Origin of the sequence: Microcystis sp. MC19, from assembly GCF_003019735.1 — a bacterium.
GTDB lineage: Bacteria > Cyanobacteriota > Cyanobacteriia > Cyanobacteriales > Microcystaceae > Microcystis.
The window spans coordinates 2,843,868-2,856,878 of record NZ_CP020664.1; the positions used below are offsets into that span (position 1 = coordinate 2,843,868).

General features: G+C 43.0%; 18 protein-coding genes. 10 read left to right on the forward strand and 8 right to left on the reverse strand.

The genetic code is table 11. The features are described from left to right. Positions 1-111 precede the first annotated feature (111 nt). From B5D77_RS14390 to lysA, 4 genes are all read right to left on the reverse strand, one after another. Entirely contained in the window at positions 112-426 is a 315-nt protein-coding gene (locus tag B5D77_RS14390) for a DUF1825 family protein (protein WP_002738222.1), read from the reverse strand. A gap of 240 nt (positions 427-666) precedes the next feature. Continuing rightward, on the reverse strand, positions 667-1,416 hold the full coding sequence (gene uppS, locus B5D77_RS14395; protein WP_008205847.1) for a polyprenyl diphosphate synthase: 750 nt from the start codon (positions 1,414-1,416) through the stop codon (positions 667-669). Further along, a complete protein-coding gene (gene cdaA, locus B5D77_RS14400) occupies positions 1,413-2,333 on the reverse strand; it encodes a diadenylate cyclase CdaA (RefSeq protein WP_008205845.1) in 921 nt (306 codons plus the stop codon). Before cdaA ends, uppS begins: the two co-directional genes overlap by 4 nt. Before the next feature lie 21 nt (positions 2,334-2,354). Continuing rightward, the gene (gene lysA / locus B5D77_RS14405) at positions 2,355-3,758 is read right to left on the reverse strand and encodes a diaminopimelate decarboxylase (protein ID WP_008205842.1); all 1,404 of its coding nucleotides are present in this window, start codon (positions 3,756-3,758) and stop codon (positions 2,355-2,357) included. A gap of 33 nt (positions 3,759-3,791) precedes the next feature. Here lysA and B5D77_RS14410 point away from each other — a divergent pair, with 33 nt between their 5' ends. Together B5D77_RS14410 and B5D77_RS14415 are read left to right on the forward strand one after the other, a co-directional pair. Next, positions 3,792-3,989: a hypothetical protein gene (locus B5D77_RS14410; RefSeq protein ID WP_106909080.1), complete on the forward strand. Its 198-nt coding sequence runs from the start codon at positions 3,792-3,794 to the stop codon at positions 3,987-3,989. Continuing rightward, the gene (locus B5D77_RS14415; RefSeq protein WP_106909081.1) at positions 3,986-4,711 is read left to right on the forward strand and encodes a GUN4 domain-containing protein; all 726 of its coding nucleotides are present in this window, start codon (positions 3,986-3,988) and stop codon (positions 4,709-4,711) included. Before B5D77_RS14410 ends, B5D77_RS14415 begins: the two co-directional genes overlap by 4 nt. Before the next feature lie 35 nt (positions 4,712-4,746). On the opposite strand, the gene B5D77_RS14420 is transcribed toward B5D77_RS14415, so the two are convergent. From B5D77_RS14420 to B5D77_RS14430, 3 genes are all read right to left on the reverse strand, one after another. Continuing rightward, the gene (locus tag B5D77_RS14420; protein WP_106909082.1) at positions 4,747-5,670 is read right to left on the reverse strand and encodes a TIGR01777 family oxidoreductase; all 924 of its coding nucleotides are present in this window, start codon (positions 5,668-5,670) and stop codon (positions 4,747-4,749) included. Positions 5,671-5,832: 162 nt separating this feature from the next. After that, positions 5,833-6,192, reverse strand: coding sequence for a photosystem II reaction center protein Psb28 (gene psb28 / locus B5D77_RS14425; RefSeq protein ID WP_002780430.1), 360 nt, complete (start codon positions 6,190-6,192; stop codon positions 5,833-5,835). A gap of 105 nt (positions 6,193-6,297) precedes the next feature. After that, positions 6,298-6,411, reverse strand: coding sequence for a PetM family cytochrome b6-f complex subunit 7 (locus B5D77_RS14430; RefSeq protein ID WP_002731506.1), 114 nt, complete (start codon positions 6,409-6,411; stop codon positions 6,298-6,300). A gap of 294 nt (positions 6,412-6,705) precedes the next feature. Between B5D77_RS14430 and B5D77_RS14435 the strand changes: the two genes are divergently transcribed. The 6 genes from B5D77_RS14435 to B5D77_RS14460 all read left to right on the forward strand — a co-directional run bounded on the left by B5D77_RS14435 (position 6,706) and on the right by B5D77_RS14460 (position 10,547). After that, positions 6,706-7,227 (forward strand): DUF192 domain-containing protein, encoded by a 522-nt coding sequence (locus B5D77_RS14435; RefSeq protein WP_008205833.1) that lies wholly within the window; start codon positions 6,706-6,708, stop codon positions 7,225-7,227. 362 nt (positions 7,228-7,589) lie between these two features. Then, complete coding sequence (locus B5D77_RS14440) at positions 7,590-7,784, forward strand: DUF2949 domain-containing protein (protein WP_008205831.1); 195 nt, start codon at positions 7,590-7,592, stop codon at positions 7,782-7,784. Between the two features lie 176 nt (positions 7,785-7,960). Continuing rightward, on the forward strand, positions 7,961-8,845 hold the full coding sequence (locus tag B5D77_RS14445; protein ID WP_106909083.1) for a flagellar assembly protein H: 885 nt from the start codon (positions 7,961-7,963) through the stop codon (positions 8,843-8,845). Beyond that, positions 8,842-9,696, forward strand: a complete 855-nt coding sequence (locus B5D77_RS14450; protein WP_106909084.1) for a flagellar assembly protein H — start codon at positions 8,842-8,844, stop codon at positions 9,694-9,696. Before B5D77_RS14445 ends, B5D77_RS14450 begins: the two co-directional genes overlap by 4 nt. 88 nt (positions 9,697-9,784) lie before the next feature. Next, a complete protein-coding gene (locus B5D77_RS14455) occupies positions 9,785-10,204 on the forward strand; it encodes a hypothetical protein (protein ID WP_002802432.1) in 420 nt (139 codons plus the stop codon). Further along, positions 10,188-10,547 (forward strand): hypothetical protein, encoded by a 360-nt coding sequence (locus B5D77_RS14460; RefSeq protein WP_002747335.1) that lies wholly within the window; start codon positions 10,188-10,190, stop codon positions 10,545-10,547. Before B5D77_RS14455 ends, B5D77_RS14460 begins: the two co-directional genes overlap by 17 nt. Before the next feature lie 45 nt (positions 10,548-10,592). Here B5D77_RS14460 and B5D77_RS14465 read toward each other — a convergent pair whose 3' ends face one another. Beyond that, positions 10,593-11,063 carry a hypothetical protein gene (locus tag B5D77_RS14465; RefSeq protein WP_106909085.1) on the reverse strand — a complete coding sequence of 157 codons (471 nt, stop codon included), beginning with the start codon at positions 11,061-11,063 and terminating at the stop codon, positions 10,593-10,595. A 134-nt stretch (positions 11,064-11,197) separates the two neighbouring features. Here B5D77_RS14465 and B5D77_RS14470 point away from each other — a divergent pair, with 134 nt between their 5' ends. Both B5D77_RS14470 and B5D77_RS14475 read left to right on the forward strand, forming a co-directional pair. Continuing rightward, positions 11,198-12,106, forward strand: coding sequence for a flagellar assembly protein H (locus tag B5D77_RS14470; protein WP_106909086.1), 909 nt, complete (start codon positions 11,198-11,200; stop codon positions 12,104-12,106). After that, positions 12,103-12,999 (forward strand): flagellar assembly protein H, encoded by an 897-nt coding sequence (locus B5D77_RS14475; protein ID WP_106909087.1) that lies wholly within the window; start codon positions 12,103-12,105, stop codon positions 12,997-12,999. The genes B5D77_RS14470 and B5D77_RS14475 overlap by 4 nt, the downstream gene beginning before the upstream one ends. Positions 13,000-13,011 lie beyond the last annotated feature (12 nt).

The following is a 13,011-nucleotide window of genomic DNA, read 5'->3' on the forward strand; positions in this document are numbered from 1 at the left end:
ATTAGATCATCGTTCTCGAAAACCCGCAGAAACCCCAATTTTCCGAGCAGTAAACAGCGAGAGAGTATTATCGGGCAGAAGACAGCCAATACCCGATAAATATCGGCAATTTTAGCGAATTTCTGCCTTCATCCGCTCAAGGGTTTGCTGCATTTGGTCGAACATCATTTGCGGAGTCATACCAAATTGACCTAATTGGGTTTTTAGCTGTTCTACGGTCATTTGGGCGGAAAAATCCTCAGATAACTCGAAACGCTTCATAAATATCTTGTAGCGTTCCATTAACTCCTCCATCCTATCGATAAAGATGATTTTACCCTCTCGATCGAATTTCCCGTACTCGCTGCCCAGTTGTGTGAGAGACTGGTAATCTTCAAATAGCTGTCTAGCTTCCTGTTGAACCACTTCTGAGTCAAAGAATCCCATAATCTTAAAACTGCTTATCGTCGATAGTTATTCTCCCCCCTATTTTATTTTAGTCGGGGAAAAAGTCTAGCTCTGGCCGATTTACGGATTACCGTATTGGGGAAATCGACAAGATCACAAACGGCCTTCTCGTCGCGGTTTGACCGTTGCCCCAGGGAGTTTAAGATTAAAAGTGAAAAATCAAGAATTGTCCTTTAACTGCTCCACAGTGGCTATTTCGCTCAATTTAGGCCGCAGCCCTTATAATTTGCCAAAACGACGATGACGACCCTGATAATCTTTTAAAGCGCGGTGAAATTGCACTCGATCGAAATCCGGCCAGAGAGTGTCGGTAACGTAGATTTCCGCGTAGGCCATTTGCCAGAGTAAAAAATTACTAATTCGCATTTCCCCACTACTGCGAATTAACAGGTCTGGGTTAGGAATCCCGGCAGTATAAAGATACTGTTCAAAGAGAGATTCATCGATCGCTTCCGGGGAGACTAAACCCTGTTGCACCTGACGAGCGATCGCCCGACAAGCTTGTACGATTTCCTCTCGGCCACCATAGTTAGTCGCCACCGTAAATTGAATACCGGAATTTTTGCTAGTTTCTGCTTGAGATTTAGCAATTTCCCGTCTTAAAGACTCTGGCAAGACTGATAAATTACCAATAAAGCGAATTTTAACATTTTCCTGCATCATTTCCTCCAATTCCCGCCGTAAAACCCGCTCGAATAGAGTCATTAAAAACTCTACTTCCTCCAGGGGACGACCCCAATTTTCCGTAGAAAAAGCATAAGCGGTCAAAGCGGGAATACCCCAGTCACGACAACAGCGCAGCAAGTCTTTGAGCGCATCTACTCCCCGTTGATGGCCCATAATCCGCGGCAAACCACGATTTTTCGCCCAACGACCGTTCCCATCCATAATCACTGCGACGTGCTGAGGCAAACGGTTTTTATCTAAATCCGTAGGTAATTCTGGTGATAAGCTCGGTTTAACAGTCATTTTCTATCTTTGGGGGTTGCGCTGGGCGAACGGGAGAATTTTTCTAAGATTAGACGACCTTTTAAGCCAATTGTACGCCCTAAACGTCCCCAACTCGGTGCGACCACTTCCCCCTCTCCCGACGGAGAAAACTTCGCTTCGAGCAGCTCTTTTAGTTTACTACTGGTTAAAGGCCGGTCCAGATTACCCCCCGACGCGAGGGAAATCGAGCCAGTTTCCTCAGAAACCACAATACAGATACAATTATCTAGCCTTTCGGTAATGCCCATAGCCGCCCGATGACGGGTGCCTAATTGCCTTGAGGTACTGCGCTCCGATAGGGGTAGAATAACACCGGCGGCCACCACTCGATCGCCTCGAATAAATACGGCCCCATCGTGTAGTAAAGTTTTAGTTTGAAAAATAGTTTGAATTAATTCCTTCGATACCTGGCCATTGAGTGCCACCCCCGGATTGACAAACACCCTGGTGTCGAGATTGCCACTGGTTTCTAATACCATCAGCGCGCCGGTGCGATTTTGAGATAGGTCCTTCACTGCGTCCACTAACTCATCAATGACATTATCGGTCTTGGGAGTGGGGGAACTTTTTTTAAATAATTCCCACACTTGACCTTTGCCCAATAATTCTAAAAAACGGCGGAATTCCGACTGAAAAATCACAGCGATGGCCACGGCTGACCCTAAAATCAATTTTTCTAGGACTAACCCCAGCAAGCGCAATCCTAGGGCATCGCTAATCACCGAGGCCAGCATTAAGTAGATTAGTCCTCGCACCATCCAAAAAGTACGCCGCTCGCCGATAATTAGCAGCAGCATATAGGTAAGGAGGAGAACTAACCCAAAGTCTAGCAATGACAGACCATGGCTGAGAATCCAGGACAATAACCGGCGAGGGTCCAGAAAAAAACCCGACATGGGGGACGATGGCGATGAGGTTTATATCAAGGAGAGTCGATTGGGTAAGCGGTCTTGACGCAGCAGATCCGCCAGGTTTTCCCGTTCAAGGATGAGATTGGCTTCTCCGTTTTGGACAATTACCGCCGCCGGACGGGGTAAGCGGTTGTAATTAGAAGCCATACTGTAGTTATAGGCCCCCGTGGCTAAAACCACTAAAATATCCCCTGGGTTGGTTTTCGGTAGCGTAATATCCTTAATTAGAATATCGCCAGATTCGCAGTGTTTTCCAGCTATTGTCACCACTTCCTGACATTCTTGACTCATTTTATTGGCGACCACGGCCCGGTAAACCGATTGATAGGTAATCGGTCGGGGATTATCAGACATTCCGCCATCGACGGCGATATAGGTGCGGATTTCGGGGATTTCTTTGCGATTACCCACTGTATAGGCCGTTACGCAAGCGGTGGCAATCAGAGAGCGTCCCGGTTCGGCAATGAGCAGCGGATAAGCGATACCTCTTTCCTGACAAGCTTTAGCCACTGCTAAGGACACTGCTTGCACCCATTCCTCGATACTTGGGGGGTCATCACTTTCGAGGTAGCGAATCCCTAAACCACCACCGACGTTTAATTGCTCTAGGGGTAATCCCCGTTCTAAACCTAATTTAAACCAATCTGCCAACACAGCGGCTAAGTCTTGGTGGGGTTGACGTTCAAAAATCTGGGAACCGATGTGAGCGTGTAAACCCAGACAATTCAGCACCGGATGAGCTAAAACATAGTCAAATACCGCTTCGATTTGATGAGGGTCAAAACCAAATTTACTGTCTAAGTGACCCGTGCGAATATATTCGTGGGTGTGGCACTCGATGCCGGGGGTTAACCGCAATAGGATCGGAATAGGGGTATCAGGACGATTTTCGCCTAATTTAACCAGATTTTCTAACTCTAGCCAGTTATCAACGATAATAATGCAGTTATGCTTGATCGCATATTCTAACTCGGCGATCGATTTGTTATTACCATGAAAGTATATCGGCACATCGGTTTTATTGATCTGGTCTAAAGCGGTTAACACCGTGTGAATTTCTCCGGCCGAGACCACATCAAAACCTAATCCCTCCCTAGCGACCACGGCCGATAGGGCCAGGCAATTCCACGCTTTCGAGGCATAAATTACCCTAGATTCTCCGGGATAATGAGTCTGGAAACCTTGCAGGTATTGACGACAGGCAGTGCGGAGGGTGACTTCATCGACAATATACAAGGGTGAACCGAAACGTTCCACTAGGGTGGTCACATCACAACCACCGATTTCTAGACAATCGCGGTTATTAACCTTGGCTGTCAGGGGGAACAGGGTTTGATTCGGGGATAGACAATCTTGATAGGCTAAATATTTTTGTCCGGAATTGCTGATTTTAGGTTCAGTTGATAGCATGATCGGTGTTTTTTGTCAAGAAATCGATAAATTTTGTTACAATCTCCGCGCATCCCCGATTCAGTTAAGGGAATTTTGACCGACGGTGATCTAGATAACCAAAATAGTTCTCTCTTTCAGTGTACGATCAACCACCCGCTAAAAATCCCTTTTTTTCAGGAAAAAATCGAGCAGCGACCCCGAAAAAGTGGTAATAGTATTGAAGGAGTGGTCTTAAAAGTGATGATATGACTGACCAGAATGGCGTGTTAGTAGAAGAACAGAGCGAGGATATTACCCGTAAGATGAGTCAATTAGCCACCGAGTCGCCGAAAAACCAATTACAGATTCTGACACAATTAGCCGGGGCCGGAGAAGTTGGCCTAACTGTGTTGAGAGATTTTTTGTTGGCCAAGCAGCCCACTCCTGTTAATCTGGTGACAGGTAAGGCTTATCAATTGCTCTATCAAGATAATAGCGCTCAGAGCAAGGAATTTTTAGCTAATTATTTCCCCACGGGTATTGTTCCCCTCGATAGTGCCAAGGGTATTGATTATCGACTTTTACAGGAATTATTGGCTAAACAGGATTTTCAAACTGCCGATAGTCTCACCCGTCAAAAACTCTGTGAATTAGCAGGAGAAGGAGCAATACAGAGAAAATGGGTCTATTTTACGGAAGTAGAAGCTTTCCCCGGTGTGGATATTCAGACTATTGATCATCTTTGGTTGGTTCATTCGGAAGGGAAATTCGGTTGGTCGGTGCAGCGCAAATTATGGCTCGGTGTGGGTCAAGATTTCCCGAAACTCTGGCCGAAAATTGGCTGGAAAAATGGCAATAATTGGACAAAATACCCCCAAGAATTTACCTGGGATTTAAGCGCTCCCGTGGGCCATTTACCCCTGTTAAATCAACTGCGCGGGGTGAGAGTGGCTGCCTCTTTATTCTCCCATCCCGTCTGGAGTGAAAAATAGATTGAGAGCATTCGGCCCGCTCGTCTATCAGATTTCTACATTTTCGGGACGATTTCTTGTAAGGCCGCTTCTAGATTAGGATAACGATAGTCAAAACCGATCGCTTGGGTGGCTTTTGGCAGCACTTCTTGACCTTCTAAGACGATTTTTGCCCCTTCTCCCAAGAGAATTTCGAGGGCAAAATCTGGCACTGGCAACCAAGAAGGACGCTTCATTACTTCCCCTAATATCTGACAGAATTCTTTCATCCGGACGGGATTGGGTGCAGTAGCGTTGAAAGTGCCGCTAATTTCCTGGCGATCGAGACAATAGATGATTAAATTAATTAAATCATCCCGATGAATCCAAGAAAACCACTGACGACCGCTGCCAATCGGTCCGCCGGCAAAAAGTTTGAAGGGTGGGATCATTTTCCCTAAAGCACCCCCATTGCCTAAAACAATACCCGTGCGAAGAATGACTAAACGAGTGCCGTAATCTTTAACTTTTTGGGCGGCTGTTTCCCACTTTTTACAGACATCTGCCAGAAAATCGCCACCGGGAGGGCTGTTTTCGTCAAAACTAGCGGTTTCACTGGTTCCATAGTAACCGATCGCCGAGGAGTTAATTAAAACTTTCGGTTTCTGGGCGGCATTGGCGATCGCCTCGACAATTTTCTCGGTGCCGATTTGCCGACTAGCGACGATTGCCTGTTTCACTTCACCGCTCCAGCGTTCCGAAATCGGTTCTCCCGCTAGATTAATCACCGCGTCACATCCGGAAATCTCTTTTTGCCAATCCCCCGATTCTGTGGCGATATAGGGGATAATCTCTATCTTAGGATAGATTGACTTTGGGTAAATTCTCTGGGTTTTATCGGGATTGCGCGTTAAAATTAGGATGTCATCGCTGCGATCATAAAGTTTGACCACCAATCGACTACCCACAAATCCCGTCGCCCCAGTAATCGCTATTTTCATGGTTTCTTGACTAAATTTATCCTTATTTTAGCTGGTTTTTGGCTATTCGTATTCAGGAGTCAGGAGTCAGGAGTCAGGAGTCAGGAGATTATTTTATTTATTCTTACCACTCCCCAATTCATAATTCATAATTCATAATTCATAATTCCCACTCCTGTCTTCTCACTTATCCTGATACCCCATACCGTTGGCTGCCGCATAACGATTCATAAAGCGCATAAAACGCTCCCAGTGTTCATCGGTGATTTCAAAACCACATTCTACCCGTTGAATTTCATCCCCTTCATCTCCTCCAAAAATAAATTTAGTCGAGTTGGGGATAACTGTAATCACTCCTTCCTCATCGGTGAGACGGAGATCGCCGTAGGTGCGGGTGGTGAAACTTTGGAAACGTTCGATCGCTTTCAGGGTTTTAAAAGTCATCAGGACATTGCGAATCCCGGTATTTTTATTTTGGCGGAGACTAACACCGCTTAATTCTTCTGATAAACCGACAAAAAACTCGATCGTGGGAGTGGTCATAGGTGTGGGTATAAAATTTTAGTTATTGATTTTCTCTTAATTACTTTGGACGGGAGAAAAGTAGTTCATGACTACTAATAAAGTAACCATGAACTGAAAAACAAGCTATTCCGCTTCTCCACCTTGGATTTTGAGGAGGAGAAAACCCCAAGCTAATCCGACGAGGACGAGAACGATCGCCACGATCGGCCCATTAAATAACATACTTTCTGCGGTCATGGTGATTGCTCCTGAGCCTACAATAATCGATAAATCGTATTTTAACCTACGAAGGCGATCGACTGCTGCCGCACTAGGGCAAAATTGAGGGGGAAAATCGGCAGACAACTTTGAGAATTTTCTTAGTATATATGTTCTAGCCCAGCTGCCCCTCTCCTCAAGGAAGGATGCTCACCCCTAGGCTGGATATTTTTAATAATATCTTTATCTTTGCTGTCATCACTTTATGTTAGTGTCTTATCTGCTTAATTCTCCCCCTATCCTGGGAAAATTAAGTATTGATAACTATTGGTGATGACTGGTAAAAAATCATTTATGCTCAAGATCAAGTTAATATTATTCTTAGGTTTGTTGCTGCTGAGTTGTCAATCGACTAATCTCAATGGTAATAATAGCTCAATGGCTCAGATTACAACTGAGAATCAAGGGCAAATATTACCGATCACGGCCAAAGCAGATATTAATGGTCAGATGATTGAGTTAGAAGTAGCTCAAACCCCCGAACAACAGGCTAAGGGTTTAATGTATCGCTCGTCTTTGGAGAAAAATCGCGGTATGCTATTTCCCTTTGGACAACCTCTGATGGCACGGTTTTGGATGAAAAATGTCTCGATTCCTCTAGACATGATTTTTCTAAAAGATGGTATAGTAAAAGCAGTTTTGCTCAATGTCCCTCCTTGTGGGGTGGATCCTTGTCCTGTCTATGGGCCAAACACCATGGTTAATCAAGTGATCGAACTAGCTGGGGGCCGAGCCAAAGAATTAGGAGTGAAAGAAGGAGATAAAATTAAGATTGAGTCTATCTCAAGACCTTAATTTTTCAAAATGGTGTTAACTTTCCTATAGAAAGTGTCCCTTGTCCGGAAATATAAGTATGGCTTTTATAAGCTATTACGCATTGATACTGTTTAAAATCTAACCATATCGATTAAGATTTTTATAGTCGGTCAAGTGATAGATTGAATAATCTTCACTCTTGGTATAGATTGAACAGAGACAAAATTCTGCTCGCTCTAACGGGACTATCTTGAGAGAGCCAGCGATTTTTAGGAAAGCACTCTCTATCATCGAGATAGCTTAGATACAGAAAAAACAGTCGCGAGACTAACTGTCCTTGAAACCGATCGGTGGTGTTTTGTTAAAATTACGAGATGTACTATTGAGGAAAAAATCCCCCTATGTCCACGATTGCCTATTCCCAATTCCGACGATTTCTACAAGAGGAATTGTCCCTTACCCAAGAATCGATCGCTATGGCCGAGCGCTCGATCCAATCTGATAAAATTCATTTACCGATGATTCTCTGGCAGTACGGTTTAGTGACCTTGGAACAATTAGACAAAATTTATGATTTTCTCGAAGAGGTAGTATAATCTTGCAATTGCTCACTATTGACAAGGAGAATAATTGCCATGGCTGCTCATAGTTTCTGGCACAGTTTGAAAATTCCCATCCTAAAAACTACCAATCATCACCTGAGAAGTGGGTTTAAATAACCCACTTTTTTAATAACTATACAATTGAGAATTATCGATTAACTGCTCACTCCATGAAACCCCATGACCAATTTGCCAAAAATTACCTTGAACAATTACTTTCTCCCCTGGGAATCGTCGAAATCAGCAAAGAAGTCAGCGACGAAACCCGACAGATAGATGTATTTTTTTCCCCCAATCCCGAACCCAACCCCGATTATCTGGGATTATTAGGCAGAATTGTCCTTAATACTGTCTTAATTGAACCCTATCGCAATCCTCCCAACCGGAGCGAGATTCGTAATTGTTTAGCAAAACTTTTGGCGATTTTGGCCGAACTGCAAAGACAAGCTAAACGGGAAAATCAGAGTTACAATGAAGACAATGCCCCTCGTTTGTGGATTTTATCCCCTTCGGCTGGTATCACTGTTTTAGAAGGATTTGGGGCAAAATTAGAGCCAGATTGGCCAGAAGGAGTCTATTTTCTTCCCTTGCTTTATCGCACGGCAATTATCGCTATTAATCAATTGCCTGTGACTGCTGAGACTCTCTGGTTAAGATTATTAGGACGGGGAAAAACGCAAAACCAAGCGGTGCGAGAATTGTTAGAATTACCTCAAGGTAATGCTTTCCGGGAAAATGTCCTGGAATTATTAATTAGTTGGCGGGTTAGTATGGAAATAAATAACATCCTAGAAACTGAAGATAGAGAGGTGTTTATGACTTTATCTCAAACCTATCAGGAATGGAAAGAAGCAACTAAACGGGAAGGACTCGAACAAGGACTAGAGCGAGGACTCGAACAAGGACTAGAGCGAGGACTAGAGCGCGGAAAACTAGAGGCTAAACTGGAATCTATTCCCCGTTTGCTGGCCTTGGGTTTAAGTGTGGAACAAATCGCTCAAGCTTTGGATTTAGACTTAGAACAAGTCCGACAAGCTATTGAAGAAACTCCATGAAACCCCATGACCAATTTGCCAAAAATTACCTTGAACAATTACTTTCTCCCCTGGGAATCGTCGAAATCAGCAAAGAAGTCAGCGACGAAACTCGACAGATAGATGTATTTTTTTCCCCCAATCCCGAACCCAACCCCGATTATCTGGGATTATTAGGCAGAATTGTCCTTAATACTGTCTTAATTGAACCCTATCGCAATCCTCCCAACCGGAGCGAGATTCGTAATTGTTTAGCGAAACTTTTGACGATTTTAGCCGAACTGCAAAGACAAGCTAAACGGGAAAATCAGAGTTACAATGAAGACAATGCTCCTCGTTTATGGATTTTATCCCCTGCCGCTAGTCTGACTCTGTTAGAGAGTATTGGGGCAAAAATAGACCCAGATTGGCCAGAAGGAGTGTATTTTCTTCCCGCGCTTTATCGCACGGCAATTATCGCTATTAATCAATTGCCTGTGACTGCTGAGACTCTCTGGTTAAGATTATTAGGAAGGGGAAAAACTCAAAACCAAGCGGTGGGAGAATTGTTAGAATTACCTCAAGGTAATGCTTTCCGGGAAAATGTCCTGGAATTATTAATTAGTTGGCGGGTTAGTATGGAAATAAATAACATCCTAGAAACTGAAGATAGAGAGGTGTTTATGACTTTATCTCAAACCTATCAGGAATGGAAAGAAGCAACTAAACGGGAAGGACTCGAACAAGGACTAGAGCGAGGACTAGAGCGAGGAAAACTAGAGGCTAAACTGGAATCTATTCCCCGTTTGCTGGCCTTGGGTTTAAGTGTGGAACAAATCGCTCAAGCTTTGGATTTAGACTTAGAACAAGTCCGACAAGCTACGCAAGGGTAGAGAATTGATTTAACTATAATCTGAGTCAAAATCAATCAAGATTCTGGTTAAAACGCCGATTTAAGCATTTTTGTCCTTGAAAAAACCAATGCCCGATGAAAATAGTTTTGAGGAGTTAATTAACGAACTAAAGCTTAGAAATATTAAACACAATTCCCAAGATATTATTGCCATTACTCAATTAGACAACGGGCGGATAATCTTTTTAGAAATCGGTAATTCTTCATCGGGTTGGGAACATATTCTTAATAAACATGGAGAAGATTTTCAGCGTCGAGGCATTGCGATTAATAATATTATTGATTTCTTGATGAAAGCAATTACCATGGGTCAATTAATCGGCACTCAAGGAACGAGCAGAAGTATTTATAAAGTTGATTATCAAGGAGAAATTCAATACATTTCTATCGATATTGGTAGTAATGGTTATGTAGTTAGTGCGAATCCCACTCCCCGAAAACTCATCCAACGTTTCTTAGGAGAAGACCTTGATGAAAAGAAAAATTAAACTAATGGCAGAATATAACTATTCGCCTCTTTGGGATATGGAAACTGCTGATAACCTTGACTTAGATGAGTTACCTTTATCGAGTTCTATCCAAAAGAAGTTAAGTAATTGGGCAGAGATTTATAATCAAATTATAAATTGGGACAATCCCGCCGATTCACATTTTTTTGATGCAGTAAGTCAAGACAATTTTGAGAGGGAAGGTGTCAATATTTGGCGGCAATTACAAGAGGAATTATCACCCAATTATCAAATATTTTACTTTAGTGAAAAACAGCAACGACTTTTGACTCCAGAAGATGCAAGTGAAGCGATCAGAGAAAAAGAGGTTAGATATAAATAGCCCCAAAACTCAAGCGCTTTTATTGTCAATTTTTTAGCTCATAGATTATTTTGAGAAAATAAGTCTTCTGCCAAACGTATTCAATTGATAGTAACTTTTTCCCGTGTTAGGATCGTTAACTATCGGCACAAGTCCCCCACAATCTTTTGTCCACGGATTTGAAGGTGGTAGATATACGTTATCATAGACAGAAATACATTTTCTTCCTTCGGCGGGAATATAGCAATAACCCCTATGAATAAAAGACCCTGATATATTAGGTGCAATCGTAGTACCCGATCCATTAAACTGACAAACAAATTCACGACCACGAGGAGCAAATTGAGCGATAATAAGGTGATATTGCTGACTAATTTCGGCTGTGGCACTGGTCGCTATAGCAGTATATCCGATCGCTGTAGTTGCTACTAGAGAAAAGACCTGAAGGAGAGAATTGCATAAGCTTTTATTATCCCCCTCCCATTTTTCATAATTGTTGCTAATGTCATGATGCTCAAGGGAATTTATCGAAGACAATCGTAAGTTAACAAACCTGATTTTTATTTGTCAAGGGATTTCTGAAATATCTGACATTTTTGTTAACATAAGTTTATAAAACCATTCAAAAATCGATCAATACAATTGAGAATTATCGATTAACTGCTCACTCCATGAAACCCCATGACCAATTTGCCAAAAATTACCTTGAACAATTACTTTCTCCCCTGGGAATCGTCGAAATCAGCAAAGAAGTCAGCGACGAAACCCGACAGATAGATGTATTTTTTTCCCCCAATCCCGAACCCAACCCCGATTATCTGGGATTATTAGGCAGAATTGTCCTTAATACTGTCTTAATTGAACCCTATCGCAATCCTCCCAACCGGAGCGAGATTCGTAATTGTTTAGCGAAACTTTTGACGATTTTGGCCGAACTGCAAAGACAAGCTAAACGGGAAAATCAGAGTTACAATGAAGACAATGCCCCTCGTTTGTGGATTTTATCCCCTTCGGCTGGTATCACTGTTTTAGAAGGATTTGGGGCAAAATTAGAGCCAGATTGGCCAGAAGGAGTCTATTTTCTTCCCTTGCTTTATCGCACGGCAATTATCGCTATTAATCAATTGCCTGTGACTGCTGAGACTCTCTGGTTAAGATTATTAGGACGGGGAAAAACGCAAAACCAAGCGGTGGGAGAATTGTTAGAATTACCTCAAGGTAATGCTTTCCGGGAAAATGTGCTGGAATTATTAATTAGTTGGCGGGTTAGTATGGAAATAAATAACATCCTAGAAACTGACGATAGAGAGGTGTTTATGACCTTATCTCAAACCTATCAGGAATGGAAGGAAGCAACTAAACAGGAGGGACGACAGGAAGGACTAGAGCGAGGACTCGAACAAGGACTAGAGCGCGGACTAGAGCGCGGACTAGAGCGCGGACTAGAGCGCGGAAAACTAGAGGCTAAACTGGAATCTATTCCCCGTTTGCTTGCTTTGGGTTTAAGTGTGGAACAAATCGCTCAAGCTTTGGATTTAGACTTAGAACAAGTCCGACAAGCTATTCAAGAAACTCCATGAAACCCCATGACCAATTTGCCAAAAATTACCTTGAACAATTACTTTCTCCCCTGGGAATCGTCGAAATCAGCAAAGAAGTCAGCGACGAAACTCGACAGATAGATGTATTTTTTTCCCCCAATCCCGAACCCAACCCCGATTATCTGGGATTATTAGGCAGAATTGTCCTTAATACTGTCTTAATTGAACCCTATCGCAATCCTCCCAACCGGAGCGAGATTCGTAATTGTTTAGCGAAACTTTTGACGATTTTGGCCGAACTGCAAAGACAAGCTAAACGGGAAAATCAGAGCTACAATGAAGACAATGCGCCTCGTTTGTGGATTTTATCCCCTTCGGCTGGTATCACTGTTTTAGAGGGATTTGGGGCAAAATTAGACCAGGATTGGCCAGAAGGAGTCTATTTTCTTCCCGCGCTTTATCGCACGGCAATTATCGCTATTAATCAATTGCCTGTGACGGCTGAGACTCTCTGGTTAAGATTATTAGGACGGGGAAAAACGCAAAACCAAGCGGTGCGAGAATTGTTAGAATTACCTCAAGGTAATGCTTTCCGGGAAAATGTGCTGGAATTATTGATTAGTTGGCGGGTTAGTATGGAAATAAATAACATCCTAGAAACTGACGATAGAGAGGTGTTTATGACCTTATCTCAAACCTATCAGGAATGGAAGGAAGCAACTAAACAGGAGGGACGACAGGAAGGACTAGAGCGAGGACTCGAACAAGGACTAGAGCGCGGACTAGAGCGCGGACTAGAGCGAGGAAAACTAGAGGCTAAACTGGAATCTATTCCCCGTTTGCTGACTTTGGGTTTAAGTGTGGAACAAATCGCTCAAGCTTTGGATTTAGACTTAGAACAAGTCCGACAAGCTATTGAAGAAACTCCATGAAACCCCATGACC